Source organism: Pectobacterium sp. A5351, assembly GCF_028335745.1.
GTDB lineage: Bacteria > Pseudomonadota > Gammaproteobacteria > Enterobacterales > Enterobacteriaceae > Pectobacterium.
Map to the genome: position 1 here is coordinate 2,568,906 of NZ_CP116477.1, position 26,959 is coordinate 2,595,864.

23 protein-coding genes are annotated in these 26,959 nt (G+C 51.8%); 10 read left to right on the forward strand and 13 right to left on the reverse strand.

The annotated features are described in order from the left end of the window. Window positions 1-187: 187 nt before the first annotated feature. The 3 genes from O1Q74_RS12015 to O1Q74_RS12025 all read right to left on the reverse strand — a co-directional run bounded on the left by O1Q74_RS12015 (window position 188) and on the right by O1Q74_RS12025 (window position 2,784). Complete coding sequence (locus O1Q74_RS12015; RefSeq protein ID WP_271873425.1) at window positions 188-847, reverse strand: methionine ABC transporter permease; 660 nt, start codon at window positions 845-847, stop codon at window positions 188-190. Further along, entirely contained in the window at window positions 840-1,856 is a 1,017-nt protein-coding gene (locus tag O1Q74_RS12020) for a methionine ABC transporter ATP-binding protein (RefSeq protein ID WP_271873427.1), read from the reverse strand. The genes O1Q74_RS12015 and O1Q74_RS12020 overlap by 8 nt, the downstream gene beginning before the upstream one ends. A gap of 82 nt (window positions 1,857-1,938) precedes the next feature. Next, window positions 1,939-2,784 (reverse strand): MetQ/NlpA family ABC transporter substrate-binding protein, encoded by an 846-nt coding sequence (locus O1Q74_RS12025; protein WP_271873429.1) that lies wholly within the window; start codon window positions 2,782-2,784, stop codon window positions 1,939-1,941. Between the two features lie 143 nt (window positions 2,785-2,927). On the opposite strand from O1Q74_RS12025, the gene O1Q74_RS12030 reads away from it, so the two are divergent. Then, complete coding sequence (locus tag O1Q74_RS12030; protein ID WP_271873431.1) at window positions 2,928-3,545, forward strand: glutathione S-transferase family protein; 618 nt, start codon at window positions 2,928-2,930, stop codon at window positions 3,543-3,545. A 31-nt stretch (window positions 3,546-3,576) separates the two neighbouring features. Here the strand turns inward: O1Q74_RS12030 and O1Q74_RS12035 are convergent, their stop codons facing one another. The 3 genes from O1Q74_RS12035 to O1Q74_RS12045 form a co-directional block, all read right to left on the reverse strand. Next, the gene (locus tag O1Q74_RS12035; RefSeq protein WP_271873433.1) at window positions 3,577-4,743 is read right to left on the reverse strand and encodes a PQQ-dependent sugar dehydrogenase; all 1,167 of its coding nucleotides are present in this window, start codon (window positions 4,741-4,743) and stop codon (window positions 3,577-3,579) included. Window positions 4,744-4,883: 140 nt separating this feature from the next. Then, on the reverse strand, window positions 4,884-5,546 hold the full coding sequence (locus O1Q74_RS12040; protein ID WP_271873435.1) for a zeta toxin family protein: 663 nt from the start codon (window positions 5,544-5,546) through the stop codon (window positions 4,884-4,886). Then, the gene (locus O1Q74_RS12045; protein WP_271873437.1) at window positions 5,534-5,785 is read right to left on the reverse strand and encodes a hypothetical protein; all 252 of its coding nucleotides are present in this window, start codon (window positions 5,783-5,785) and stop codon (window positions 5,534-5,536) included. The genes O1Q74_RS12040 and O1Q74_RS12045 overlap by 13 nt, the downstream gene beginning before the upstream one ends. A 211-nt stretch (window positions 5,786-5,996) precedes the next feature. On the opposite strand from O1Q74_RS12045, the gene rimO reads away from it, so the two are divergent. Both rimO and sanA read left to right on the forward strand, forming a co-directional pair. Next, a complete protein-coding gene (gene rimO, locus O1Q74_RS12050; protein WP_271873439.1) occupies window positions 5,997-7,310 on the forward strand; it encodes a 30S ribosomal protein S12 methylthiotransferase RimO in 1,314 nt (437 codons plus the stop codon). A 226-nt stretch (window positions 7,311-7,536) separates the two neighbouring features. Further along, a complete protein-coding gene (gene sanA / locus O1Q74_RS12055; RefSeq protein WP_271873441.1) occupies window positions 7,537-8,316 on the forward strand; it encodes an outer membrane permeability protein SanA in 780 nt (259 codons plus the stop codon). A gap of 8 nt (window positions 8,317-8,324) precedes the next feature. Here the strand turns inward: sanA and yeiB are convergent, their stop codons facing one another. The 3 genes from yeiB to O1Q74_RS12070 all read right to left on the reverse strand — a co-directional run bounded on the left by yeiB (window position 8,325) and on the right by O1Q74_RS12070 (window position 12,320). Beyond that, complete coding sequence (gene yeiB, locus O1Q74_RS12060; protein WP_271873443.1) at window positions 8,325-9,512, reverse strand: DUF418 domain-containing protein YeiB; 1,188 nt, start codon at window positions 9,510-9,512, stop codon at window positions 8,325-8,327. Between the two features lie 135 nt (window positions 9,513-9,647). Continuing rightward, window positions 9,648-10,310 (reverse strand): GTP cyclohydrolase I FolE, encoded by a 663-nt coding sequence (folE, locus tag O1Q74_RS12065; protein WP_005967317.1) that lies wholly within the window; start codon window positions 10,308-10,310, stop codon window positions 9,648-9,650. 327 nt (window positions 10,311-10,637) lie between these two features. Continuing rightward, a complete protein-coding gene (locus O1Q74_RS12070) occupies window positions 10,638-12,320 on the reverse strand; it encodes a methyl-accepting chemotaxis protein (protein ID WP_271873448.1) in 1,683 nt (560 codons plus the stop codon). A gap of 692 nt (window positions 12,321-13,012) precedes the next feature. On the opposite strand from O1Q74_RS12070, the gene ptrR reads away from it, so the two are divergent. From ptrR to O1Q74_RS12095, 5 genes are all read left to right on the forward strand, one after another. Next, a complete protein-coding gene (gene ptrR, locus O1Q74_RS12075) occupies window positions 13,013-13,903 on the forward strand; it encodes a putrescine utilization regulator PtrR (RefSeq protein ID WP_271873450.1) in 891 nt (296 codons plus the stop codon). Window positions 13,904-14,013: 110 nt separating this feature from the next. Further along, window positions 14,014-15,135 carry an S-(hydroxymethyl)glutathione dehydrogenase/class III alcohol dehydrogenase gene (locus tag O1Q74_RS12080; RefSeq protein ID WP_180741299.1) on the forward strand — a complete coding sequence of 374 codons (1,122 nt, stop codon included), beginning with the start codon at window positions 14,014-14,016 and terminating at the stop codon, window positions 15,133-15,135. Between the two features lie 41 nt (window positions 15,136-15,176). Next, on the forward strand, window positions 15,177-16,022 hold the full coding sequence (gene fghA / locus O1Q74_RS12085) for an S-formylglutathione hydrolase (protein WP_271873453.1): 846 nt from the start codon (window positions 15,177-15,179) through the stop codon (window positions 16,020-16,022). 144 nt (window positions 16,023-16,166) lie between these two features. Continuing rightward, window positions 16,167-16,811 carry a glutathione S-transferase family protein gene (locus tag O1Q74_RS12090; RefSeq protein ID WP_271873455.1) on the forward strand — a complete coding sequence of 215 codons (645 nt, stop codon included), beginning with the start codon at window positions 16,167-16,169 and terminating at the stop codon, window positions 16,809-16,811. 219 nt (window positions 16,812-17,030) lie between these two features. Continuing rightward, window positions 17,031-17,243 (forward strand): KTSC domain-containing protein, encoded by a 213-nt coding sequence (locus tag O1Q74_RS12095; protein WP_039350901.1) that lies wholly within the window; start codon window positions 17,031-17,033, stop codon window positions 17,241-17,243. A gap of 82 nt (window positions 17,244-17,325) precedes the next feature. On the opposite strand, the gene O1Q74_RS12100 is transcribed toward O1Q74_RS12095, so the two are convergent. Beyond that, on the reverse strand, window positions 17,326-18,414 hold the full coding sequence (locus O1Q74_RS12100) for an oxidoreductase (protein WP_271873459.1): 1,089 nt from the start codon (window positions 18,412-18,414) through the stop codon (window positions 17,326-17,328). A 263-nt stretch (window positions 18,415-18,677) separates the two neighbouring features. Here O1Q74_RS12100 and O1Q74_RS12105 point away from each other — a divergent pair, with 263 nt between their 5' ends. Both O1Q74_RS12105 and O1Q74_RS12110 read left to right on the forward strand, forming a co-directional pair. Continuing rightward, window positions 18,678-20,189 (forward strand): sugar ABC transporter ATP-binding protein, encoded by a 1,512-nt coding sequence (locus O1Q74_RS12105; protein WP_271873461.1) that lies wholly within the window; start codon window positions 18,678-18,680, stop codon window positions 20,187-20,189. Between the two features lie 71 nt (window positions 20,190-20,260). Further along, on the forward strand, window positions 20,261-21,181 hold the full coding sequence (locus tag O1Q74_RS12110) for an ABC transporter permease (RefSeq protein ID WP_271878905.1): 921 nt from the start codon (window positions 20,261-20,263) through the stop codon (window positions 21,179-21,181). A 412-nt stretch (window positions 21,182-21,593) separates the two neighbouring features. Here O1Q74_RS12110 and O1Q74_RS12115 read toward each other — a convergent pair whose 3' ends face one another. The 3 genes from O1Q74_RS12115 to O1Q74_RS12125 all read right to left on the reverse strand — a co-directional run bounded on the left by O1Q74_RS12115 (window position 21,594) and on the right by O1Q74_RS12125 (window position 26,919). Next, window positions 21,594-22,583: a 2-hydroxyacid dehydrogenase gene (locus O1Q74_RS12115; protein ID WP_271873463.1), complete on the reverse strand. Its 990-nt coding sequence runs from the start codon at window positions 22,581-22,583 to the stop codon at window positions 21,594-21,596. Between the two features lie 415 nt (window positions 22,584-22,998). Continuing rightward, window positions 22,999-25,131: a TonB-dependent receptor gene (locus O1Q74_RS12120; RefSeq protein WP_271873465.1), complete on the reverse strand. Its 2,133-nt coding sequence runs from the start codon at window positions 25,129-25,131 to the stop codon at window positions 22,999-23,001. Window positions 25,132-25,443: 312 nt separating this feature from the next. After that, entirely contained in the window at window positions 25,444-26,919 is a 1,476-nt protein-coding gene (locus O1Q74_RS12125) for an amino acid permease (RefSeq protein WP_271873467.1), read from the reverse strand. Between the last annotated feature and the right edge of the window lie 40 nt (window positions 26,920-26,959).

Genomic DNA, 26,959 nt, shown 5'->3' on the forward strand with positions numbered 1-26,959 from the left:
GGGATGAAAACCGTTCCTTCTGTAAAGATAGTCAAAGAAATGGAAGCCTCTAAAAAAACGCTGATAAAAAAATGACTTAGGGAAAATAAGGAATATCTGAAAATGTAGGTATCAGATAATCAGAGGAAATAACGGATGGCACGAGGAACATGGCACCCCTGCCCTCGTGCCAGTGCATGGAAAACCCTTAACGGCGTTCGCGCTTATCTGCACGCCTTGACAGCCAGTCGCCCAGCGTCTGTACCACCTGCACCAGAATGACCAGCGCAACCACGGTGATCACCATCACCTCGGTTTCATAGCGGTAATAGCCGAAGCGGATCGCCAGATCCCCGACGCCACCACCGCCGACAATGCCTGCCATCGCCGAATAGCCGATGAGGCTCACCAGCGTAATCGTCAGGCCACGCAATAATCCTGCTTTCGCTTCTGGCAGTAACACCGTGCCGATAATACGCATCGGGCTGGCGCCAAATGCTTCGGCCGCCTCCACGATGCCGGGGTCAATTTCACGCAGTGCGCTATCCACCAGACGCGCATAGAACGCAATGGCTGCCACCGACATGGGCACCGCCGCCGCCACTGGGCCAATCGTGTTCCCCAAGAGAAACTGCGTGAGCGGTAACAGCAAGACCAGCAGAATAACGAAGGGAATCGAGCGGATAATATTCACCAACAGCGTACCAAACAGATAGACGGCACGGTTTTGCCAGAATAGATTCCTGTCCGTAACGTAAATCAGCAGCCCCAGCGGTAAACCGCCGATGACAGCAAGCAGCGTGGAAATCCCCACCATCTGGAACGTTTCGCCGAACGCCGCGACCAGATCGATCCATAAATCAGCCATGCAGCACCTCCACGTTCGCCGTCCTTACCTGAATATGTTCCACCGCTTCCGTCACTTTTACGGGGTCGGATGGATGGGTCAATAGCGCCACGAGGATGCCTAGCGCACGATTGCCGATGTATTCGATCTTACCGTGCAAGATATTGACGGACACGCCAAAGCGCGTCGCGACATCCGACAACACGGGTTGTTCCGCCGATTCGCCGACGAACAGAATCTTCAATAATGTGCCCTGCAAATCTTTCAGCAGGCGCGGCGGCAAGGCGAGATCGAGCGTATGGGACACCAGTTGACGCGTGAACGCGTGCTGCGGCGTCGCGAAGATATCGAAAACATCGCCTTCTTCCACCACCCGCCCCCCCGTCATCACCGCCACTCGATCGCAAACAGCTTTAATCACGCTCATTTCATGAGAAATCAGTACGATGGTAATGCCCAGTTTGTCGTTAATCTCTTTCAACAGCGCCAGAATAGCAGCGGAAGTTTCCAGATCGAGCGCCGACGTTGGCTCATCGCACAGCAAGACTTCGGGATCGTTGGCAATCGCTCGGGCAATCCCTACGCGCTGTTTCTGACCACCGCTAAGCTGCGCCGGATAGGACGATGCTTTATCCGCCAGCCCCACCAGATTCAGGATTTCCGGCACGCGCGTCGCGATATCCGCGTTGGATTTCCCGGCGGCTTTCAGGCTAAAGGCCACGTTTTCCGCCACGGTACGCGTCTGCATCAGGTTGAAATGCTGAAATATCATGCCGATTTTTTGCCGCTGTTCCCGTAGAGGCTGACCTGACAGTTCGCTGATGAGCACGCCATTGACGCGCACACGGCCTGACGTCGGCCGCTGTAGGAGATTGATGGTTCGCAGCAGCGTACTTTTTCCCGCACCGCTGGTGCCAACAATGCCGTAAACTTCCCCGCGCTGGATGTGCAGCGACACGTTGTCTACCGCGCGGTTTTCTGGCTGCTTCCCATGAGAGAAGTCAACGCTTACCCCTTCTAACTGAATCATTATCCGCAAACTCCTGGCCTGAGCGGAAAAGAAGAAAGCCGGTCATAGACCGGCCAAAGGATATTCTGTGCAAGCCTGACGCTTACTGTGCGGGCGCTGGCGTCTTTGCCTGCATCCACTCAGGTTTCTGGAACTGGCTATACATCAATGCCGGATCGTTGATCACCGCGGCATACGCGGGTGATTCGACAATCGCCTTGGTATCTTTAACAAAGGGTTTATCGAGATCGCCGGTGCGCACGGCAATAACGTTTTTCAGGTTCTCATCCAGCGTTTCCAGCTTGATGGCAGATGACAGTTTCAGGCCAGACGCCAGCGCGAAATTACCGTTCACCAACGATGCCGTCACGCTATCCAGCGTGCGGGGCAGTTGCGCCGCTTCCATCGGTTTGAAGACCAACCCGCGTGGGTTTTCAAGAATATCCTTCTCGGAAGCCTTCGTCGGATCGATGTCCGCCTTAATCGTAATCAGCCCCAGCGATTGCAGGAAACGCAGACCACGCGCCAGATTGGTGGCGTCGTTAGAAAGCGTGACGACATCCCCTTTCTTCAGCTCATCCAGCGATTTGATTTTCTTCGAGTAGAAGCCCATGCTGGCCGTCGGTACGGTAATCAGCGGGGAAATTTTTAACCCTTTATCGGCGGCAAATTTTTCCAGATACAGCGTATGCTGGAAAAGGTTGGCATCAATACTACCGTTAGCCAGCGCTAAATTGGGCTGAACGTAATCGCTGAATTCACGCACGACGACCTTGTAGCCTTTCTTCACCAGCTCAGGTTTGATCGCCAGATTCACCATGTCGCCATACGGCCCTGGCGCCACGCCAAATGTGATCGTCTGCGGATCGCTGCTGGCCATCGCCAGTTGCATGCCGGCAGCCAGCAGAGTGATGCCCAGCACGGCACGAACAGAATGCGTCAATGTCATTGTGTAACTTTCCTGTCTGAATGTAACTTGCTGTCATTATTAAGAATGACAAGCTAAATCATAAAGACTAAAAAGGCATATCATTATTTCTCATCGACTGCTGCGGATGATCGGGCAGGCTTCACGAAGAAAGAGGGGCAGGTATGATAACGATTTGGGGTCGTGATAATTCGACCAACGTAAAGAAAGTCCTGTGGTGCGCGGAAGAGCTGGCGCTGCCTTATCAGCATATTGCGGCGGGTGGGCAATTCGGCCTTAACCATGAAGCCGATTATCTGGCGATGAACCCGAATGGCCTTATCCCCTGTTTGCGGGACGGCGAGCTGGTGCTGTGGGAGTCCAACACCATCGTCCGTTATCTGGCGGCGCAGTATGGTCAGGATTCGCTGTATCTCGCGGATCCCGGCAAACGCGCCAGTGCTGAAAAGTGGATGGACTGGGCCAGCGCCCTCGCCGTCTCTTTCGGGCCAGTGTTCATCAATATGGTGCGCGTCGCGCCGGAAAAACGCGATATGGCGTTAGTACAGAAAGGCATCGCCGAATGCGAACGCCTGTTCGATATTGTCGATACCGTTCTGGCTAATCAGCCGTGGCTATCTGGCGAACAGTTTGGCATTGGCGATATTCCGCTAGGCTGTATTGTCTACGGCTGGCTGAATATGCCGATTGAGCAGCAGCCGCACCCGCATCTGGAACGCTGGTATCAACAACTCACCGAACACCCGGCGTATCAGAAACACGTCATGATTCCACTGTCTTAAGTAGAACAGGCACCGTAAGGTGCCTGATTTCTTACTCCAGCCCGACTTTCAGCAATTTGCCATTGTCATGATCGGTCAGCAAATAGAGGTAGCCATCAGGCCCCAGCCTTACCTCACGAATACGTTCACCGCGATCGCTCAGCAAGCGCTCTTGTGAAGCGACTTTGTCGCCATCAAGCGTCAAACGAATCAGGTTCTTCTCTGCCAGCGCGCCGATAAAGACTGAATTTTTCCACTGCGGGAAACGGTCGCTGTTATAGAAGGCCATTCCGCTGATGCCCGGTGATTTTTCCCAATAAAAGTCAGGGTTCGCCATCCCTGCGATCTCTTTTCCTTTCGCTTCTGGAATCTTTAACCCTGAATAGTTAATGCCGTGTGTCGCAATCGGCCAGCCGTAATTCTCACCGGCTTTAGGGATATTGATTTCATCGCCGCCTTTCGGGCCATGTTCATTTTCCCACAGCACGCCAGACCACGGATTAATCGCCAACCCCTGCGGGTTACGGTGTCCGTAAGACCAGATTTCCGGCCGCGCATTAGGGGTATTCACAAACGGGTTATCGGACGGCACCTTACCCTCTGCCGTCAGACGCACAATTTTGCCCTGTAATTTATCCAGATCCTGTGCGGTCGGGCGCTCATTGTTTTCACCCAGCGCAATAAACAGGTGACCTTGTCGATCAAACGCCAGCTTGCCGCCGAAGTGGTTACCCGTCGACAGCTTCGGTTCCTGACGGAAGAAGACCGTGAAGTTCTCTAACCGCTTATTGTCCTCGGAGAGTTTGCCATAGCCGACTGCGGTTCCCGCTTTACCATCACTGCCCTCTTCAGCAAAACTCAGGTAGATGCGTCGATCCTGCGCAAAATCCGGCGATAGCGCGACCTCCAGCAGTCCACCCTGTGATTTAGCGAAGACCTTCGGTACACCCGCTATCGGCGCAGACAGCGCACTGCCCGCTTTCCATAAGCGTAGATTCCCGGCGCGTTCCGTAATCAGGATTCCCTGATCTTCCGGCAAGAATGCTAATGACCACGGGTGATCCAGCTTATCCTGCAATTCCGTCACCTTCGGTTCCGCCGCCAATAACGGGCTGGAAAACAGCAGCGTCGCGCTAAGCAGCAGCCAATGCGGCGCAACAAGAAATCGTCGTAACAGGGGGGGTGAAGCAGAATTGCGAGGCATCAGGCAATAGGACATAGCGTTGTCTCCATCCAACAAAAAGTCCTGTAAATTTAGGCGGCGGGCAATGTTTGTGCAAAAAAACGGGGCAAGGTTTACATTTATTGAAGAAATTCAAAGAAACCAGTAGCTAAAGCGGCGGAAATGAATAAGTGAGATTATCTCGGCTGAATCATCCTGATTTTATCTCCATCCCACGACGTCATCACACTGTTGTACAGCCACATAGGTTGCACGTTATCAAACGACCCCTCAACGATATCAAGAAAGCCATCCGGTGTAACCTCACCAAGAAACGTCAACGTCGTCGTTGAATTATCGAAAAAATAAGCACGATGGCAGAGTCGGATCATCTCAGAGAGATACATCAAGCTACGCTGATAACGCCCGAATACCTTATCCTTCGGCACACTATGCCCGCCTAATGCAACACGCTGAGTTATTCGCTCCTCGTTGAGTTCTGGATCTGACGTACAGACATAATAAAGGTAAGGTTTATAACCGCTTTCTCTTGCCGCTTTTACAAAATCGAGATGACTTTTGTGACTCATCACGGACTCATAGGTAAAAGAAAGCCGATCGCGAATCCAGTCCTCCCTCAAACCTAAGGAAATTCTCTGTGCCAGCCTGGCCGCTGATTCATCAGACAATAGTGCTTTATCGACCGTCTCCCCCAGCAACGCAGGTAGATCAATGTGCTTTGCAATATCGTCGGGGTTCAGGTACTGCCCCAAAGGAACGGCGTAGGTTTCTCGCAATTCTTTAGTCAACGTCGTTTTGCCCGATCCATTCGGGCCTGCAACCAATCTCAGGCTCGGCAAAGCAGCTCCCTGAGCTTAATTGGCGGTTGACCGTCCACGGGTTTAATTTCTGAGAGCGTACCATCAGGTGCTTGACTGACCAGCCAGCCATCTTTGATATAAGTGATTGATACACCGGAATCTAACGCTTCTTTGATTGCCTGCTTTGAGGCACGGGCACCAATCTGCATTAAGGTTCGATTATCATCAATCTTGCTTTTACGCTGATGCTTCCGCACGACTTTAATTCGTTGCACCATCCTGCCTCCTGACTCGTGGTAATGATGAAAAATTATACCATAACGTTCTGCATGCATTTACTATTTAGCGCCGCTTTGCGAAGCACCTTCCACGAGACCTCATCACCACGGCGATAAAATGCTGAGTTTTACACCACTGACTATAAGGATAATCAACTATGGTGTAGAATCCTCCGGTTTTTATTTTCTGTTTATTTTGTGAGCGAATAATATGCAACAACCACGTATCGGCTTTGTTTCCCTCGGTTGCCCGAAAAACCTCGTCGACTCCGAGAGGATTCTGACCGAACTGCGTACTGAAGGTTATCAGGTCGTCCCCCGCTATGACGACGCTGAACTGGTGATCGTCAATACCTGTGGTTTTATTGACAGCGCCGTACAAGAGTCGCTGGAAGCCATCGGCGAAGCGCTGAATGAGAACGGTAAAGTGATCGTCACAGGCTGTCTGGGTGCCAAAGAAAATCAAATACGCGAAGTGCATCCAAAAGTGCTGGAAATTACCGGTCCGCATAGCTACGAGCAGGTGCTGTCGCACGTGCATCAATATGTTCCTAAACCGACACACAACCCGTTTACCAGTTTAGTTCCCGAGCAGGGAGTGAAACTCACGCCGCGCCATTACGCGTATCTGAAAATTTCAGAAGGCTGTAACCACCGCTGTACATTCTGCATTATCCCTTCCATGCGTGGCAACTTGGACAGCCGCCCAATCGGTTCAGTGCTGGATGAAGCGAAACGTCTGGTGGATGCCGGCGTAAAAGAGCTGCTGGTGATTTCTCAGGACACCTCGGCGTACGGCGCGGATGTGAAACAGCGCACTGGATTCTGGAACGGGCAGCCGGTCAAGACCAGCATGGTCAGCCTGTGTGAGCAACTGGCGTCTCTCGGCGTGTGGGTGCGCCTGCACTATGTCTACCCTTACCCGCACGTAGACGATGTGATCCCATTAATGGCGGAAGGCAAAATCCTGCCTTATCTGGACATCCCGCTCCAGCACGCCAGCCCGAAAATTCTCAAACTGATGAAGCGTCCAGGCGCAGTAGAAAGAACGCTGGAGCGTATTAAGCGCTGGCGCGAAATCTGCCCAGACTTAACGTTGCGTTCTACCTTTATTGTCGGTTTCCCCGGCGAGACGGAAGAAGATTTCCAGATGTTGCTCGACTTCCTGAAAGAAGCCAAACTCGACCGCGTGGGCTGTTTTAAATTCAGTCCGGTCGAAGGCGCAGCCGCCAACGCATTGCCGGATCCGGTGCCGGAAGAGATCAAGGAAGAACGTTATCATCGTTTCATGCAGCTTCAGCAGGCCATTTCTACCCAGCGCTTGCAGGATAAAATTGGCCGTGAAGTGCTGGTGTTGATCGATGAAATCGACGAAGAAGGCGCGATTGGCCGCAGCATGGCCGACGCTCCTGAAATCGACGGTGCGGTTTACCTGAACGGAGAAACGGGTGTGAAAGTCGGCGATATCGTTAAGGTCAAAGTCGAACACGCCGATGAATACGATCTGTGGGGTAGCCGGGTTTAACACGCCCATCACGCTTCATGCCAATCGGTTAGGAGCAAGACCGGTATGCCCCACCACGCCAGCTTTTCTGCCCGAAAAGCTGGCGTGTTATTTTCTCGACCTTTCACCCTAACGCTGAAAATTCAATCAATAGACCGTCCCTTCCTCGCCTTCGTCTTGCGTCACTCTGTCAGGTAAAGTAGCCTTGAGGCATGATTAGTCGACTAGCCTTACCCGAGGCATAAGCATGTGGAAACGCCTGACATTCGGTTTGTTAGCTCTCATTGGCGTGCTGCTGCTCTCTGCTTTTGCCCTCGATCGTTGGATCAGCTGGAAAACCGCGCCATTTATTTACGATGAACTTCAAGCCTTGCCGAAGCGTCAGGTTGGTGTCGTGCTGGGGACGGCGAAATACTACCGTACCGGCGTGATCAATCAGTATTACTTGTTCCGTATGCAAGGGACGATTAACGCCTACAACAGCGGAAAAGTCAGCTATCTGCTCCTCAGCGGTGATAACGCGCTGCAAAGCTACAATGAACCGATGACAATGCGTCGCGATTTGATCGCTGCGGGCGTTCCGCCTTCGGATATCGTGCTGGACTATGCGGGGTTTCGCACGCTGGATTCCATCGTCAGAACACGCAAGGTGTTTGATACCAACGATTTCACCATCATCACCCAACGTTTCCACTGCGAACGAGCACTGTTCATTGCGCTGCACCTCGGCATTCAGGCGCAATGTTATGCTGTGCCTTCTCCTAAAAATATGATGACCGTGCGGGTTCGTGAGTTTGGCGCTCGTTTGGGCGCGCTGTTCGATCTGTATATCCTCAAACGCGAACCACGCTTTTTAGGGCCGCAGGTGCCAATTCCCGCAGAACATACCATTCCAGAAGATGCCCCGGATTATCCTGCCGTCCTGCCGGAGCAGGTGCTGCCCTCGCCCGTTCATCAGGCTAAACCTGACCAACCAGCGAAAACCGAGCCCGAATCCAAACCGCAGAACGAGCACGCCGCACCGTAAGGTTTTTTCTACTCGGTTTTCCCTACCGCATTGGTGAGTTTGCGCCATAGCCATTCCAGCGGCCCCTGACGGAAATAGCGCAGCCAGTAGTGAGAAAAGATCAGATTGGCGATCCAGATAATGGGAACCAGTGCCAACAATTGCAGGCGGCTGAAGGCCATAAACAGACCAAGCTGGTTAAACAGCAGCACACAAATCAGCGTTTGCAGCAAATAGTTGGTTAACGCCATGCGCCCGACATCGGTAATCCAGTACGTGATGCGCCATTGGCACAGCGTCCCCCAAAAACCGTAGCACAACGCCAGATAACCTATCGCCTGCAAGGGTGAACTCAGCTCGCGTGGAATTTGCAATAACAGCCCGCTCCAGCGATATTCCCAGTCCACCAGCCATTGCCCCACCACGCCAATGCTGTTAATCGCCACGCCCAGCGGAATCAGCCACAGTGCCACCTTACGATAGTGCGCCGTGCTGAATTCCCCTTTCAGCCAGCCACTGCGCATCAACCCTGCACCTAATAGCATCGATCCCGCCAACAGCCAGCCGTACTGCACGCCCAGCGACAACAGGCTTTCCGTGAGCAGATCGACGCGATTACTCCATGCTTCCGGCCCGCCTAACGCCCGCCAATAAGCCTCGTAGGTGACATCCGCCATACCCGGCAGCCAGAATCGCCCCGGTTGCAGACTCAGAATCTGACTCAGTACAAACAGCACGCCGATTCCCACCAGATACAGAACCGCCCCCGTGCGCATTAGCAACTGGCTGCTTTCTGCATGGCGAACCATGCCGTAACACACCAGCCCTATCAGCGCATAGTCGAGCAAAATGTCACCATCCCACAGAAAAATGGCATGAATTAGCCCGATGATCATCAGCCAGAACAGACGTGCATGTACCCAGCGTTTCCCTCGCGGCAGCAATAGCTGTAGCCCCGCACCAAAAAGGAGAGAAAACAGCGTCAGGAATTTTGCCTGCGCCAGCAGATCCATCGCCGCCCACGTCAAGGCATCGGGCAACGTGGGGTCTCCTTGCCAGGCTGGATTGAGGTATGCCGCATGCGGTAAACCAAACGCCGTAATATTCAGCAGTAAAATACCCAGGATGGCGACGCCGCGCACGAAATCCAGCGTAACTATCCGTGAAGGTGGCCGCGAAAGTGGCAAATGAGGTGACGGTATAGTGTGAGAAGGCATACAAATTACATTTTCAAATCATCGAAATAGCGATTGTATGCACAGAAAGGGAAAAAGCGAAGACGATAGATTTGATGATGTCCGATTTGACGATGACAAAGTGTATTTCCTTCATCATCGCCAATAAGAACGGGCTTAATTGTGGTGGCGAACCGCGCGTAGGAATTCCTGACGCGTGTTTTGGCTGGATTTAAACAGCCCGCCGAGCGATGTCGTGGTTGTGGCGCTGGTCGCATCACGAATGCCGCGCGCCTTCACGCAGTAATGCACCGCATCAATCGACACCGCAACGTTATTGGTACCCAATAGCGTTTGCAGCGCGACTAAAATCTGCTGCGTTAAGCGTTCCTGTACCTGAGGGCGCTGAGAGAAAAACTGGACGATGCGGTTGAGCTTCGACAAACCGATGACGCCATCTTTCGGAATATACGCCACCGTCGCTTTCCCATCGATTGTCACGAAATGGTGTTCGCAGGTGCTGGTCAGTGTGATATCCCGTACGGTAACCATTTCATCGACCTTCATTTTGTTTTCAATGATGGTGATTTTGGGGAAATTGGCGTAGTCCAGGCCGGAGAATATTTCATCAACGTACATTTTGGCGATACGAGTCGGTGTTTCAGCCAGGCTGTCATCGCTCAGATCGAGACTCAGCAAATTCATAATTTCCGTCATATGCTCGGCAATACGTTGCTTACGCGTATCCCGATCCAACAGCGCCCCGCGCAGCGGCGTTTCCAGACCGCGTGCCAGCAGGGCTTCGTGCACCATAACGGCTTCTTTACTTAGTGATGACATTATTATTCTCCTGCAGGTGTAACTATGCCTATCGCACTATCACGGCCTTGATCAGACCCTAGCGCCGTCAACACTCTAGTTGAGAGAGTTACGATTATCCAGTGATTGTACGTCATGATTGTTGAAATAGATTCAGGTTATCACACGTAGCAGGTGCCCCTGTGTACCGTAACGAGGGGCAAATTTTACGCACAGAAAAACCACAATTCAGTCATCAATGACTCCGTGATAAACAAAAAAAGCACCGGGAAAATCCCGGTGCTTTTAGCGATAAATCATCTGATTTTTGCAGGCGTCAGCGCGCTAACGCCGCGTGTCACGGGGCTATCAGAAGGTTTCCCAGTTGTCGTTAGCATTGCCTTTTTTACCGCCAGCGGCCGCTAATAACATCGGTTTCTCGACGGCTGGCGCTTTCTCCGCCAGACGCGGCTGAGGGCGACGATGCGCCTCTGCGGCCGACAGTTGGAATACCGATACCGCCTCAGTCAACTGGCGAGCCTGATCTTCCAGCGATGCAGCGGCAGCGGCAGATTCCTGAACCAGCGCGGCGTTCTGCTGTGTCACGCCATCCATCTCGGTCACCGCCTGACCAATCTGAGTAATACCGCGACTTTGCTCATCCGATGCCGATGCGATTTCCCCCATCAGATCGTTCACCCGGGTGATGGCAGAAATGATGGAATCCATCGCTTCGCCAGTTTGCGTAACCTGATTTGACCCCGTGTTGATACGTTCAACCGATTCCGTAATCAGGCTTTCAATTTCTTTCGCCGCCTGAGCACTGCGCTGTGCCAGATTACGCACTTCGCCCGCAACCACCGCAAAACCACGCCCCTGTTCACCAGCTCTGGCAGCTTCCACCGCCGCGTTCAACGCCAGAATGTTAGTCTGGAAGGCAATGCCGTTAATCACGCTGGTGATATCAGCAATTTTCTTCGAGCTGGTCGTAATACTCGCCATCGTCGCCATCACATCTGCCGTGACGTCGCCCCCTTTCTTCGCCGCAACGGAAGCGTCCTGCGCCAGCTTGGTGGCCTGATGAACGTTATCGGCGTTCTGTTTCACCGTCGCACTCAGTTCTTCCATGCTGGCGGCCGTTTGTTCCAGTGCCGCAGCCTGCTGCTCGGTACGTGCGGACAAATCGTTATTGCCGCTTTTGATTTCGCTGGAGCCCTGATGAATTGATGCAGAGCTGTCGCGGATAATGGACACCGTATTAACCAGACTGCCCTGCATCTCCTTCAGATAAGGAATCAACTGTCCAGCACAGTTACGACCAAACTCGTCAATCGGGTGGTTAAGCTGCCCGGCAGCCAGCACCTGAAAATACCCTTTGATCATATTCAACGGCTTAACCAGATAGTGAACCAGATAACGATCTGTCAGCAGCAGGATGATCAATCCAAGCACCGCCGCCCCCAGCAGAATATGGTTGCTCCAGCCAACCAGCTCGTAGACCTCGCTCATTGACCGCTCTGACGACGAAATAATCGCAATCTGGTACTTATCCATGTTCGCGCCAAACGCCACGCTCAACGGCGGGTAGGTTTTACGGAAAAGCTGACGGAACTCCTCCTGTCGATTCTCACGCGCAGCGTTCAGCATCGGCGTCACCCCGTTATCCAGTAACTGGGTCCACGCGGCGATCATATTGTCCGTGGTTTCTTTATCGACGCCAGCGTGCTCAACGGCTTTAAACGCAGCCAGTTGATCTGACGTGTTTTTAAACGCGGTGGTTGCTGACGTAAATACTTTTTCTGCTTCCGCCGTTTCGCCCGTTTGCTGGAAATCCATCGAGCGTAACAACCGAGTAACCGTACGAAAATACTGGTCATTGCCTTTTACCAGCATCTCTACGTTTTTACGTTGAGTTTCGCCGGATTCCAACAGTTTGGTCATGTCGCTTAACGAGGTGGTAGTAAAGAAAGACGCACCGCCCCATACAACCAGAAACAGACCCAATATTGTTAAAAGCATTGCCCTGATGGTGATATTTTTTAAAAAATTCACAGAAGACTCCTATAAATTATCTGGCGACTTTCCTCTGTGCTTTATGCAACATGGCTGCACATTTTTAATTGGAAATACGCCCAGTGTTACGTCATTTAATGAAGAGCAGAGGCTCTCATTAGTTAGAGTTATTTTCCTTTAATGACAAAAAGATACATTTCCTTACAATAACGATAAGATATTCCTATCATGCATTAACATTATCGGCACTTATGGCAGGCACTTTACGCTTTTCCATCAACAAATGCGATCAAAAGCAATAATCACGATAGTTTTTAACTATTGCTTCATTGCAACAATGGATCTGCGCATTTAACTATTTATTTTAATTATCTATTTATCTCCCCGCCTTCATTATTACGTCAGGATAAAAAACAGTTCTATTTTTCTGTGATTATTCTTATTTTCTATTCTGGTCCCATTTTTAGAAAAATATGTCCCTATTCCTTATAAAGTTGATTACGGTGCAAGTAATTCAGGCCGCCATCGTTTTATCTCTTTCTAAGCCAAAATATTAATCATGATGATAATTATGCCCGTCATTTTCATCATTCAAATCACATTCCATCACTCCGGGTTTACGTAACGTTCACATCAGTGTGGCGTAAGCCAGTTGCGAAATGCGCAGCTTGCCGCTAAAATTCACAAAAAATGAATAATAAAACCCAAGTTCATTACAAAAAGAGAAATATATGGATTTGACCCAGCTCCGCATGTTTTGTCTCGTTGCTGAAACGGGCTCAGTCGCGCGCGCCGCAGAACAGCTTCATCGGGTGCCTTCAAATCTGACCACACGGTTACGCCAGTTGGAACAGGAATTGGGTACCGATCTGTTCATCCGTGAGAAACAGCGCCTGCGCCTGTCCCCTATTGGGCACAATTTCTTATGTTATGCGCAGCGCATTCTGGCGCTTAGTGAAGAAGCGATCAGCATGACGCGCACGGGTGAACCTGCAGGTAATTTCGCGCTAGGCTCGATGGAAAGCACGGCGGCAACCCGTTTGCCTACGCTATTAGCGTCTTACCATCAGCGTTATCCCAACGTGTCGCTGTCTCTGAATACCGGTACCTCCGGAGAAATCATTGAGCGCGTGCGGGCGGGAACGTTGGCAGCCGCGTTAGTCGATGGCCCCGTCGTCTACGATGAGCTGAATGGTTGTGCATGTTTTACGGAACGACTCGTACTGATATCCGACACAACGCACGCACCGATTACTCATGCGCGGGATGCCAGCCACGATACGCTGTTTGCCTTCCGCCCCAGTTGTTCCTATCGAAAGCACCTCGAGAGCTGGCTCCGACAGGATGGCGTAGTACCCGGTACTATCATGGAAATCCACTCATACCATGCCATGCTTGCCTGTGTAGCCGGGGGGGCCGGGCTGGCCATGCTCCCGTATGCCATTCTTGAATTTTTGCCCGCTGGCGCACGCGTTCAGATACATGAATTACCGCCCGACATCGCCACCGCGTCTACGTGGCTCGTCTGGCGACGCGACGCCTTCGGCCCCAATGTCGAGGCGCTGAAAAAGCTCATTATTGAACAGAGCAGCATGATTGAACCACCCGCTCAGCAGGAATAACCCTTATTTTCTCTGAGTAACCTTTTTCGAGACAGGACGACGCGGCGATGAATACCCCGTCCTTCATTCAATTTACAACCCATAACGGAATGCCATTAGGAGTCTCCACCATGCAAATGATTAAAACCCGTGCTGCCATCGCCTGGGGTCCCAACCAGCCACTGTCGGTTGAAGAAGTGGATCTGATGCCGCCACAGAAAGGTGAAGTCCTGGTACGTATCGTCGCAACCGGCGTGTGCCACACGGATGCCTACACGCTGTCGGGCAAAGATCCTGAAGGCGTGTTCCCGGCAATTCTGGGTCATGAAGGTGGCGGGATTGTGGAAGCGATTGGGGAAGGCGTCACCAGCGTCGCCGTCGGCGACCACGTGATTCCGCTTTACACGCCAGAATGCGGCGAATGTAAATTCTGTCGCTCCGGCAAAACCAACCTGTGTCAGGCTATTCGCTCCACACAGGGCAAAGGCCTGATGCCAGACGGCACCACCCGTTTCTCTAAAAACGGCCAGCCGATTTTCCACTACATGGGCACATCCACCTTCGCAGAGCACACCGTCGTGCCTGAAATTTCTCTGGCGAAAGTGAATAAAGAAGCACCGCTGGAAGAAGTCTGCCTGCTGGGCTGCGGCGTGACTACCGGTATGGGTGCCGTGCTGAATACCGCCAAAGTTAAAGCGGGCGATACCGTTGCGATTTTCGGTCTCGGCGGCATTGGTTTGTCGGCAATTATCGGCGCACAGATGGCGGGAGCCGGACGCATCATCGGGATCGATCTCAACACCAGCAAATTCGAGCTGGCGCGTAAACTGGGTGCCACCGATCTGATCAACCCGAAAGATTACGATAAGCCGATTCAGGACGTCATCGTTGAGCTGACCGATGGCGGCGTGGACTTCTCCTTCGAGTGTATCGGTAACGTCAATGTCATGCGTTCCGCGCTAGAATGCTGTCATAAAGGCTGGGGGGAATCCATCATCATCGGCGTAGCGGGTGCAGGCGAAGAAATCGCTACTCGTCCGTTCCAACTGGTGACCGGTCGCGTATGGCGCGGTTCCGCCTTCGGCGGCGTAAAAGGCCGTAGCGAACTGCCAGGTATTGTCGATCGTTACCTGAAAGGCGAGTTCCCGCTGAATGATTTCATCACCCACACCATGGGGCTGGACGACATCAACACCGCATTCGATTTAATGCACGAAGGTAAATCGATTCGCTCAGTGATTCATTTCGGTTAATTGCACCACCGTCAGGAACAGAAAAAGGAGGCTGTACAGCGATGACTTCATCACTGGAACTGCTGGAAGAACACCGTATGTTTGGCGGCTGGCAACAGCGCTACCGCCATGTGTCAGACACGCTGAACACCGCGATGACGTTCAGCATCTATCTGCCGCCGACGCAGGATGACACGCCGCCGCCCGTGCTTTACTGGCTGTCTGGGTTAACCTGCAACGACGAAAATTTTACGACGAAAGCCGGCGCGCAGCGCGTTGCCTCAGAGCTGGGTCTGGTGCTGGTCATGCCAGACACCAGCCCGCGCGGCGATGGCGTAGCGGACGATGCTGGGTACGATCTGGGTCAGGGCGCGGGATTCTACGTGAATGCCACGCAGGCACCCTGGGCAGCACACTACCGGATGTATGACTACATCAGAAGTGAATTGCCAGCGTTAATCCAGCAGCATTTTAACGTGAATAGCCGTCAGTCCATCAGTGGGCATTCGATGGGCGGTCACGGCGCGCTGATGCTGGCGCTGCGCAACCCGGAAAAATTCCTGTCTGCATCCGCGTTCGCGCCTATCGTTAACCCCAGTCAGGTTCCCTGGGGGCGCAAAGCGCTGACTGCCTATCTTGGCGAGGATGAAACGCAGTGGTTGCAGTATGACAGTTGTCATTTACTGGCCAATAGCCAGAAGAAGCTGCCAATATTGGTCGATCAGGGGGATTGCGATCAGTTCCTCCCCGACCAGTTGCAACCGGCAAAACTGGAAGAGCTCGCCAGCCAATATGCCTGGCCGCTAACGCTGCGGACACAGTCCGGCTATGACCACAGCTATTTCTTCATCGCCAGTTTCATTGAGGATCACCTGCGCTTCCACGCCCGCTATTTATTGGAAGAATAATGGTGCTATGCTTACCTCGTTGAGCGCCGCGCTCAGGATTCTCCTGAGCGCGTTTTCTCTCCCCATCGTCATCATCCCTGAACAACATGAGCGCGCCTGCCGCGTGCAACATGACGGATAAAAAAAGAAAAAAAGGAAACCTTGATGATACACGTTCATCACCTCGAAAAATCCCGTTCGACCCGCGTGACCTGGCTACTGGAAGAACTGGGCGTTGACTATGAAATCATTCGCTACGCCCGTGACCCAAAAACGTTTAGCGCCCCGGCGTCACTCAAACAAATCCACCCGCTAGGGAAATCGCCGGTGATTACCGATGGCGAACTGACGATTGCCGAATCCGGAGCCATTGTGGAATATCTGATTGAGACTTACGGCAACGGCCGACTTCGTCCACAGAGCGGACAAGCGCTACTGGACTATCGTTTCTGGCTGCATTTTGCTGAAGGCTCACTCATGCCGCTGCTGGTGATGCGTCTGGTATTAGCGAAAACGGAATCCGCGCCAATGCCATTCTTCGTCCGCCCCGTGGCGCGAAAAATTGTGCACAGTATTGAGCAGGCTTTTATTCTGCCGCGGCTGACGACGCAGTTGCAGTTCATCGAACAACATTTGAGTACACAAGAGTGGTTTGCGGGAACGTCGCTCAGCGGTGCCGATATACAAATGGCCGTCCCGCTGGTGTTGGCGAAAACGCGTTTGGATTTCAGCCACTACCCGCACATCAAGCAATACATTGAGCGGATAGAAAGCCAGCCAGCGTTTCAACGGGCTCTCGCTCAGGATTAACGGGGTAATCAGAGCACCTCCTCATCGGTGATAAATAACAAACCGGTCAGGAGCGACAGAGAAAGAATTCTGTGAGCGTTTACTGATTATTCATGCAGTAATAACGATATCCTGCGGTTTACCCCCGATATATTTCGAGTTATAACACTATTTTTGAGGGCTCGAAAGAGGGTGGTATACCGTCAGGATGCGGCATTAATACGTTGGGAGTGATTAATTTTGCAGAGAAAACGCGTTTCATCAACAGAGTTGTTTTCCGTCGGATACGATGCAGAAAAAAGTCAGTTGGAAGTCGAACTGCTGAATGGGAGTATTTACCTCTATAGTGGCGTCGCACGTATGATTTATGAAGAGCTAATGGCAAGCAAGACGAAGTACCGCTACTACGCCAGCTACATCAAAAATTCATTCCCCTACGAGAAAACACAATAGCCTTTTAAATATAACACGCTGTTTTTGAAGATAAAACATCGTCTTTAAGGGCGGAGAGTCCTCTCCGCCTCTTCTCACCGCTCTATTCTTCCACTGCCTCAACGGTATTAAACGCCGCTAGCAGAACGTCTTCATTCAGTGCCAACGGCAGATAATGAATGGATTCCCCCTCCTGCAAGGTACGGGTAATAACGGCCTGAAGCGCCGCACGATCGTGAATATCCACATCCAACGCGGCCAGTGAGGTTGGCAAACCGAATGCCTTAAATGCCACCTTCAGTTGGCGCAGCGTCTCACAATCCCCCAGCAAAGCACTCTGCACCAGAATGCCATAAGCCACTTTAGTACCATGCAGGAAGCGTTCCGTTTGCGGCAACACCGTCAAACCGTTATGAACCGCATGCGCCGCTGCCACACGCGTGTAACGCTCACCCAGCCCGCCAACCATGCCGCCGCCAGCAATGATCGCATCGACCACATCTAGAAAATCCTGCGTCAGTTCACCACGTTTGACGGCTTCCAGCGCAGATTCACTTTGTTGCAGCAACACATTGCGGATATCCAGCGCAGCCTGCAGCCCCAGCCGAACAGAAAGCGGCAGCGTTTCTGGCTGGGGACTAAGCACAACGGCTTCATACCATTTCGCCAGCGTATCGCCGACGCCAGCCAGCAGGTATTCCACCGGTGCCGCCAGCAGAATCCTCGGTTCCACCAGCACCAGATGGTTAGCATCAGTGAAAATCTCGAAGCGCAACGCCTGTCCGGCATCGTTATACCAGACGGACAGCGGCGTCCAGGCCGCACAGGTCGCCGCAATAGTCGGAATAGCCACCAGCGGCACACCAATGTGGCGCGCAGCGACCTTCGCCGTATCCAGCACCGCCCCGCCACCGACGCCAATAACTACTCGGCAGTCATCTCCCGCCTGCGCCACCAGTTTTGCGACTTCCCCCTCACTGCAATGCGCGCCAAACTGAACGCGTCGAGCTGAAGGGGCATCGAACTCGGCAGGCAAATACGGTCGCGCCGCAGTTATCGCCCGCTCACCGTAGATCCACAGTGCGTTTTTCAGCACGTCTGGCGGATAAAACTCCAGCAGCTTACCGATAGCGCCAGAGAAAGAAAAATAGTTAGCAGGGCCAACCTGTACGCGAACTGTCGTTGTGTGCATGCTTAAATATTCCTCGCCGTGCTCTCTTAAGCCCGGCTCTTATACTATGTTTGCCTGATAGATGAATCTGCTGCGCTACCCTGTTGATAATTCCATCTTATTCACTTGCCTGCGCCAGCTTAAGAACTTTTTTACTTAATTTATGCTTTTTCGTTCATAGCCAACCAATCTCAAACACTTGAAGCTATATTAAATACTCTGAGATATGTGCTACCTTTCTTTTCCGTTATTTCATGACTTGACCGCCAAGAGCGTTACCGACCATGCTTCCTACCTCCCAAAGCCGACTGGAAATGCACAATATTTCCATCTCCTTTTCTGGTTTCCACGCCCTCAAGCAGGTTAATTTCACACTGGAAGGTGGTTCGATTCATGCCCTGACGGGCGCAAACGGCGCGGGTAAATCCACGCTCATGTCGATCTTATCAGGCGCTTACGATCACTATCAGGGCGACATTCTGATTAATGGCAAGCAGGTCGACGTCCATTCACCCCGTGATGCCAAGCGGTACGGTATTCATCTGGTGCAGCAGGAAGTTGATGTCGCGCTGGTCCCCACCCTATCTGTGGCGGAAAACATTATGCTGGATACGCTGGCGCAGGGCGGACATCTGCTGAGCTGGTCGCAGATATACCGTCAGGCGCAGACGCTGCTCGATCAGCTTGGCGTTCACCTGAATGTTCGTCAGCGACTGGATAACTGTTCGCTGGCCGAGAAGCAGCAAATTCTGCTCGCGCGCGCCTTATCCCACGAATGTCGCTTCCTGATTCTGGATGAACCCACAGCCCCGTTGGATCAGGCCGAAAGCGCGCGCCTCTTTGAGGTAGTACGCCGTTTACAGGCCGATGGCATCGGGATCGTGTTTATTTCCCACCGTATTCATGAGCTGAGCGAGATCTGCGATACATTGACCGTGCTGCGCGACGGCGAGTTTGTTAGCAGCGGCGCCATGCAGGGACTCAGCGGGGAAGCGATCGTAGAGAGAATGCTGGGGCACCGGCTTGATGACATTTTCCCACCGCGTCGAGCGACACCTGCCAACGAGACGCTGCTTCAGGTCACCGGTTTACACGACGAAACACTGCTGCACAATATTTCTCTTACGCTACGCAAAGGAGAAATTCTGGGCATTGCCGGGCTGGCTGGCGCGGGGAAAACCGAGCTGTGTAAAGCGCTGTTCGGTGCGGAACCCTGCCAGATCGCACAGGGCGAATATCGTGGCAAGCCCTGGCGACCACATTCTCCACACCAGTCCGTCGAACAGGGTCTGGCGCTGGTTCCTGAAGAGCGGCGCAAAGAAGGCATTTTTATTGATGAATCCGTCACCATGAATCTGAGCATCACGGCCACCGACAGTTTTTCCCACTGGGGCTTCTTCAGCCGCAGTAAGGCAGTGAACTGGGCGAAACAAATCGTTGAACAGCTTGCGGTTCGTACCACCGGTCCGGCACAAAAGCTGGCGCGCCTGTCGGGTGGAAATCAGCAGAAAGTGGCGATCGGCAAGTGGCTACGCAGTGAAGCACAGGTTCTGATTTTTGACGAACCCACCAAAGGCGTGGATATCAAGGCCAAACAGGACTTATTCTCGCTGATTGACAGCCTCGCCCGTCAGGGCAAAGGCATTATTTATGCGTCGGGCGAGTTCTCCGAACTGGTCGGGCTCTGCGATCGCATCTGCGTGCTCTGGGATGGCCGCATTGTCGCAGAGCTGAACGCCGCCGAGATTGACGAAGAAACCCTACTTTTCTATTCAACTGGAGGAACTCCCGCGTGAGTCACCCACTTTCATCTAACGGAGCGCTCCCCTTCCGTCACCACATTTTTGAGTTTCTCTATAAGTGGGGGATGCTGATCACGGTTGTCGCGCTGATTGCGCTCTTCGGGCTGGCGTCGGACAACTTTCTCGATCCGTATAACATCATCAATATTCTGCGCTCTATCGCCATCGTCACGGTGATTGCCATTGGCGTCTCCATTTCACTGTCCGTCGGCGGATTCGATCTTTCCGTGGGATCGACCGCCTCGCTGGCTAATGCGCTGGTTATCTCGCTATTTGTCTGGTACGGATTCGGCACTACAGGTGCGATCGTTCTGACGTTGCTGCTGTGTACGCTGGTCGGGCTATTCAACGCCTTTCTCATCGTTGTACTGAAGATTCCCGATATGCTGGCGACGCTCGCCAGCCTGTTCGTCATTCAGGGCGTTGCGATGACCTACAGCTATGGCGGCTCTATTACGCAGAACATGGTGTTGCCCAGCGGTGAGATGGCGGAGGGCGTCATTCCTGAGTTCTTTGCCACGCTGGGTCAGGTACCGGTCATTGTTGTCATCATGCTGGCAGTAACGGTACTGGTGCAGCTGTATCTGTCCCTCACCAAACACGGTCGCCGGATGTACGCCATCGGCGGCAACCCCGAGGCGGCGAGACTGGCAGGGATTCGCACGGCGCGTTATCGGGTACAAGCGTATGTGTTTTCTTCATTACTCGCGGCGCTGGGCGGCATTTTACTGGCATCACGCATCGGCTCTTCTCAAGTCAATGCCGGAGGCGGCTATTTAATGGATGCCGTTGCCGCTGCCTACATCGGTTTCTCGCTGGCGGGGTCCGGCAAACCGAACGCGCTAGGTACGCTGCTCGGCGCCGTTATTCTTGGTGTCTTGCAGAACGGGCTGGTGATGCTCTCCGTGCCGTATTACGCCATGGATATCATCAAAGGTCTGGTTCTGGCGCTCGCGCTGGCAATGACTTATATCCAGAAACGCTGATATGCGCTGACTTCCGCCCCGAGCATCCGTATTCGGGGCGGGCTCACAATACAATCCATCAATGCCAATCTGCATTAAATAGGATTTTTCCCGCAAAAAGTATATCGCCACACCCTTTTATTATTTACCAATGTTATTATTAAGGAATGAATATTCCCCCATAAGATAAAGAGGCAATTCAGAATAATCACAACGAATAACATTTTCACTTTAGGCATCATGTACACTACTTTCATTCCCGCTCAGATATCTTTCATTCCTTCATAGATATCGTGCATCTGACGTAGATAATCTATGACACAGGATTCAATCTGATGAAACGTTCAATTTTGGTAATCAATTAAAATTGATGAATATCATATTTTCGCTGCCGGGCAATATTCCCGCATACCCGGCGAAATCAAACTACATCTTATTTGTATCCGTTCTGCTGAGCATACTCATCAATATTTTCAATCGTCTTTTCCATCAACAGTTGCAGCGATGAAGCTGATGTCCAAGAGATATGCGGCGTAATCAAAAGGTTCGGCAGGGTTTTCATCGCGATTAGCAATGGATTGTCTTTTTGCGGTGGTTCCTGCGTCAGGCAGTCCAGCGCTGCGCCGGCGATGACGCGCTGCTGCAATGCCTCTGCCAGTGCGTGTTCATCAATCAATCCGCCTCTGGCAGTGTTAATAATAAATGCGGTGGGCTTACACAGTGCAAGCGTCTCCGCATTAATCAGATGCTGCGTACTCGCATTGAGCGGGCAGTTGAGTGAAATCACATTCGCCAGCCGCAGAACGTCCTCAAAAGGCAGGTAACCGGCACGACACTGTGCGGCCCCCCGGCGCTCGGCAAAAATCACCTTCATCCCCAGCGCCTGCGCCAGACGCGCGACCTCCCGCCCAATCGCACCTGCCCCGATGATGCCCAACGTCGCGCCAGCAATGTCTTTGACGGGATGATCAAAATAAGCAAACTGCGACTGGCTGGCCCAGCGATCGCTCAACTGATCGCGATACCACGCCATCAGGCTGTGCTTTAACGCGAAAATCATGGCAATCACGTGCTCGGATACCGCCTGCGTTGAGTAGCCCGGTACATTTTTGACCGTGATACCTAGCTCTTTGGCAGCAACAAGGTCGATATTGTCGGTTCCCGTTGCCGTCACGGCAATCAGCTTCAACTCAGGCAACGCAGACAGGGTGTCTCGCGTTAAAAGGGCTTTATTCGTGATGATAACGTGGGTGTCTTTTGCTCGGGCGATAACGTGATCGGGCGAGGTATAGTTATATTCAATCCATTCATGGCGGCATTGTGGCCGCCTAAAATTCGTCTTTTTCAGGAAAATGGTTTCAGGCAGTGAGCCTTTATCCAAAAAGGTAATTTTTAACATCATCGTGCCCTGGTTGCTATTCATACACTGATTGCCGATATCAAGTGCTCCGCAATCGGCAATCACGGCAAGTATTCTCATACAAAAATAATGAATTAAATTCTCTGTACGACACAAGACAACGAACGTATTAATAACGTTACACTTCCTGCCTCATCGGGAATCCATCACTCCGTAACGTGAAGCGTAGTCAGCATTAAAGCAATTAACAATACCTAATATAATGAATTCCATTCATCGACGTTGTTAACGGCGATATTCAGAAATATCACAAAAAAATAATAAGTGTGGAAGCACAATAGAGAAAGGGAGAAAGATAATCTCGGCGAAAAGCAGACAACGTGAACGTAAACGAGAGCGGTGATGAAACGTGATATGCCATCTTCGTAGGTTAAGTTCCCCGAAACGTAAGAAGCGCCGTTTCGGGGAAAAGAGTCTATCAGAAGCTGACGTTTACTGATGCCCAGTAGTTACGACCAGGAATAACATAACCCGTAGTGGAAGCTTGGGAACCGTAGTAATCACCAGCATAGTAGGTGCCAGAACGACCATTTACGATAGCAGTATAAGGATGTACATCTGAGAAATCCTTATCCAGTACATTGTTCACTGTACCATTCAATGTCACGTTTTTCGTTACTTTGTAAGACGTGCCCAAATTTACTACCGTCCAAGCCTTAAGGTCAGCGCCACGAGAGTCATAAACCAGCTTTTGCGCAGCATTCAGATTCGCATAATTAGTCGTAAAGCGTGGCGTATTCGCCCGGTATTCTGCCGCTAGCCAGCTATTCCACTGCTCATCAATCTGCCAGTTCAAGCGGGCATTCGCCATATGCTTCGCCGTTGTCGTCAGCGCCGCACCGGGATTGTCTCCACCAATTTGTTCGCTATGTGTATAGGTGTAATTCAACGCCAGAGTGACATCTGGCAAGAATACCGGGAAAGATGTCGCCAGTTCCACCCCCTGCGTTCTGGCTTTTCCAATATTGCGATATGTCCCCGTTGAACTATTGAGTTCGACCGAGTCGATGGCATTTTTATAGTGGTTAACGAATCCGGTGATATTTGCCTTTACATCCGCGGGGTTATCGTAGTACACCCCGGCTTCAAAGTTAGTGCTCTCTTCCGGTTTAAGATTCGGATTCCCGATCGTACTCGTTGTTCCGTTTCCGCCAACACCGCTAATGCCGTTATGCAATTGCGCAAGCGATGGTGCTTTATATCCGGTACTGACGCCACCTTTGACCGTCCAGTCATCGGCCACATTCCATACCAGATAAGCGCGTGGGCTCAGATGACCACCGAAGCTATCATGTTTCTCATAGCGAGCGCCTAACGTCAGTGACAACGGGTCGAGTAATTGCCAGTCGTCTTCTGCATACAACGACCAGCTCTTCTGCTCAAATGTTTCACCGCTGTTTGCCAGCACAATGCCATCTTTCAGGCGCGCATCCCAGAATTGCCCACCAACCGTTAGCAGATGATCTTCCCCGACTGGCGACACCAGTATCGTATCGAAAATAGTGTTGGTGTTTTTCAGTTCGCGATCGAGACCAGCAAAGCCAGCATTAGCGGTATTCAAGACACGCGGTGTCAGTAGGCGGCCTTTATTCTCAGTCACGGCATAGGAGAGATTTGAGCTCCAACGCCCAAACGGCAGGTCGGTATCATGCCCAATCGCCAGTTTATTACGCTCAAAGCGCAATTCATCGCGATATCCACCGCCACCAACACCAATCGGGCCCAGTTGGCTACTGCGGTTATCGTAAGTCTGGCGTGACACATCGCCATCAATCCACAGAGTATTAGCATCACTGGTTTTAACACTCAACTTCCCACCAACATTGTAGTTATCCGTCTTGGTCGGAAAAGGGATACGAGTATCGCCACCGTTGCTGTTTAATGAGGTGACGCTAGAAGCCTGACGATGCTCCAGATTACCACGTACCGCCAAACTCAATTTATCATTCGCCAATGGCCCGGAAGCATAAATCCCCAGTTTGGAGCTATCACCCCATTTACTGTGCTCTTGTACCGAGTGCGACAGGTTAACGTTGCCGCGCCATTCTTTGCTGTCTTTCTTGGTAATGATATTGACCACACCGCCCATCGCATCGGAACCATATAGCGTTGACATTGGTCCACGGATCACTTCAATACGCTCAATGGCTGACAATGGCGGCATCACTGCCGTATTCATGGTGTAAAAACCATTCGGCGTTGTATCTCCACTGGCGTTCTGACGTACGCCATCGATTAGAATCAGGGTATAACTGCTCGGCATACCACGAATGCTGATATCCAGCCCCCCCGTTTTACCCGTGCCACTGCGCACATCAACCCCTTCTACACCGCTTAACGCCTCTCCAAGATCGTGATAGCTTTTTTGAGAGAGTTCTTCCCCACTGACGACAGAAATGGATGCAGGCGCGTTCGTCAACTTTTTCTCATAACCACTCGCAGTCACAACCAAAACATCATCATTACCTGCCGCTATCGCAACATTTGTTGCTATTGCCGCCAGAGCCAGTGCGACGGCATTCTTGAGATTAACCAGAGAATTTCCTTTCATGATTCCTCGTTATTTTATTGAGTTTTTTTGCAAAAAATAGTGTAAATGAATGCGAAAAAACGTAAATGATAAGTATTATCATTATGACTTTCGTTTAACTACGGTTTAGGAATGCCGATTTTCGTAGTACGAAAACGTTACTCAGGAAGAATAAAAATGGCTAGGAAGGTTTCTGCGGCAATAATAAAATTCAAAATATTTGATATAGAATTAGGCTTTACCAAGTAAAAACGCCGCTGATAACACGTATCAGTGGCGTAAAAGACAATATTTCGAGGTAAAAAAACAGCGTGGTTACCACGCGCTTACGATTTAGTCTTTATGATCGGGGTACGTCATATCCTGATATTTGATAAAACGCGTTCCACGGCACAGCTTGTAGCCGAACCAAATCAACAGGAACAGCGGGATACCGATGTACGTCGCCGTCACACCATACCAGTCGATTTTATCTTCCAGAAATGCCTGGTAATTCTGTCCCAACGTGATGATCAGGCAGAGCACAAACGCAAAGATCGGCCCTAGCGGGAAGAAACTCGATTGATAAGGCAGACGGTTAAGATCGTAGCCCTGCATAACGTATCCGCGACGGAAACGGTAATGGCTGATGGCGATCCCCAGCCAGGCAATAAAGCCGGTCATACCGGACGTATTCAGCAGCCACAGATAAACCGTTTGGTTGCCATACAAAGAAGACAGGAAACACAGCGCAGCCACCACAGTGGTGGCGTACAGCGCATTACGCGGCACGCCACCTTTTGACAGCTTAGCGAACATGCGCGGCGCCTTACCTTCCGATGCCAGCGTAAACAGCATACGCGTCGAGGCGTACATCCCGGAGTTACCCGCCGACAGCACCGCAGTCAGGATGACCGCATTCATCACCGCAGCGGCAGATAGCAGCCCCGCGTTCTCAAACACCAGCGTGAACGGACTCACCGTGATATCTTTGACGTCATTACGAAGTAGGTTTGGATCGGTATACGGAATGATTAAGCTAATAATCAGGATCGCGAAGATGTAGAACAGCAGGATGCGCCAGAAAACCTGACGGATGGCACGCGGAATGTTTTTGCTTGGCTCCTGAGATTCCCCAGCCGCCACGCCGATCAGTTCCGTTCCCTGAAAAGAGAAGCCCACGATCATCGCCACGCCAATCATGGCAGAGAAGCCGCCGGCAAACGGCGCATCACCAATTTCCCAGTTGTGGAATCCGGCATTTTCCGCACCGCTCATAATGCCCGTAATCATCATCACACCAACGGCGATGAAAATGATGACCGTCGCGACTTTAATCAGTGAGAACCAGTATTCCGCCTCGCCAAACCCTTTCACAGAAATGTAGTTAAGTAGGAACATTAGCGCCAGGAACAACGCGCTCCAAATCCAGCCGGACACGTCGGGGAACCAATATCCCATCACCAGTTGCGCCGCCACCAGATCGACCGCGATGGTCACTGCCCAGTTGTACCAGTAGTTCCAGCCCAGCGCGAAGCCGAATCCTTCTTCTACATAGCGGGAACCATAGCTAGAGAACGAACCGGAAACTGGCATGAACGCCGCCAGTTCACCCAGGCTGGTCATCAGGAAGTAAACCATCAGCCCAATCAGGGCATAAGACAGCAGTGCACCACCTGGGCCTGCCTGTGAAACCGTCGCGCCAGACGCGACAAATAACCCAGTGCCAATCGATCCGCCAATGGCGATCATCGTTAAATGCCGTGCTTTCAGTTCACGGCGCAGGGTCGGTGCACCCTGTGTAGTTTGTTGAATATCGTGCTGAGCCATTGTTATCCCACGTGCTCGTGCTAAAAATCGAGGCGGGATT

Bases quoted from the DNA above. Each gene is read 5' to 3' on its own strand.
- O1Q74_RS12125 (WP_271873467.1), bottom strand. From the start codon at position 26,919: ATGGCTCAGCACGATATTCAACAAACTACACAGGGTGCACCGACCCTG.
- ptrR (WP_271873450.1), top strand. From the start codon at position 13,013: ATGGATTTGACCCAGCTCCGCATGTTTTGTCTCGTTGCTGAAACGGGC.
- O1Q74_RS12100 (WP_271873459.1), bottom strand. From the start codon at position 18,414: ATGCACACAACGACAGTTCGCGTACAGGTTGGCCCTGCTAACTATTTT.
- O1Q74_RS12120 (WP_271873465.1), bottom strand. From the start codon at position 25,131: ATGAAAGGAAATTCTCTGGTTAATCTCAAGAATGCCGTCGCACTGGCT.
- O1Q74_RS12035 (WP_271873433.1), bottom strand. From the start codon at position 4,743: ATGTCCTATTGCCTGATGCCTCGCAATTCTGCTTCACCCCCCCTGTTA.
- yeiB (WP_271873443.1), bottom strand. From the start codon at position 9,512: ATGCCTTCTCACACTATACCGTCACCTCATTTGCCACTTTCGCGGCCA.
- sanA (WP_271873441.1), top strand. From the start codon at position 7,537: ATGTGGAAACGCCTGACATTCGGTTTGTTAGCTCTCATTGGCGTGCTG.
- O1Q74_RS12110 (WP_271878905.1), top strand. From the start codon at position 20,261: ATGCTGATCACGGTTGTCGCGCTGATTGCGCTCTTCGGGCTGGCGTCG.
- O1Q74_RS12030 (WP_271873431.1), top strand. From the start codon at position 2,928: ATGATAACGATTTGGGGTCGTGATAATTCGACCAACGTAAAGAAAGTC.
- O1Q74_RS12080 (WP_180741299.1), top strand. From the start codon at position 14,014: ATGCAAATGATTAAAACCCGTGCTGCCATCGCCTGGGGTCCCAACCAG.
- O1Q74_RS12105 (WP_271873461.1), top strand. From the start codon at position 18,678: ATGCTTCCTACCTCCCAAAGCCGACTGGAAATGCACAATATTTCCATC.
- O1Q74_RS12115 (WP_271873463.1), bottom strand. From the start codon at position 22,583: ATGAATAGCAACCAGGGCACGATGATGTTAAAAATTACCTTTTTGGAT.
- fghA (WP_271873453.1), top strand. From the start codon at position 15,177: ATGACTTCATCACTGGAACTGCTGGAAGAACACCGTATGTTTGGCGGC.
- folE (WP_005967317.1), bottom strand. From the start codon at position 10,310: ATGTCATCACTAAGTAAAGAAGCCGTTATGGTGCACGAAGCCCTGCTG.
- O1Q74_RS12025 (WP_271873429.1), bottom strand. From the start codon at position 2,784: ATGACATTGACGCATTCTGTTCGTGCCGTGCTGGGCATCACTCTGCTG.
- O1Q74_RS12045 (WP_271873437.1), bottom strand. From the start codon at position 5,785: ATGGTGCAACGAATTAAAGTCGTGCGGAAGCATCAGCGTAAAAGCAAG.
- O1Q74_RS12015 (WP_271873425.1), bottom strand. From the start codon at position 847: ATGGCTGATTTATGGATCGATCTGGTCGCGGCGTTCGGCGAAACGTTC.
- O1Q74_RS12020 (WP_271873427.1), bottom strand. From the start codon at position 1,856: ATGATTCAGTTAGAAGGGGTAAGCGTTGACTTCTCTCATGGGAAGCAG.
- rimO (WP_271873439.1), top strand. From the start codon at position 5,997: ATGCAACAACCACGTATCGGCTTTGTTTCCCTCGGTTGCCCGAAAAAC.
- O1Q74_RS12090 (WP_271873455.1), top strand. From the start codon at position 16,167: ATGATACACGTTCATCACCTCGAAAAATCCCGTTCGACCCGCGTGACC.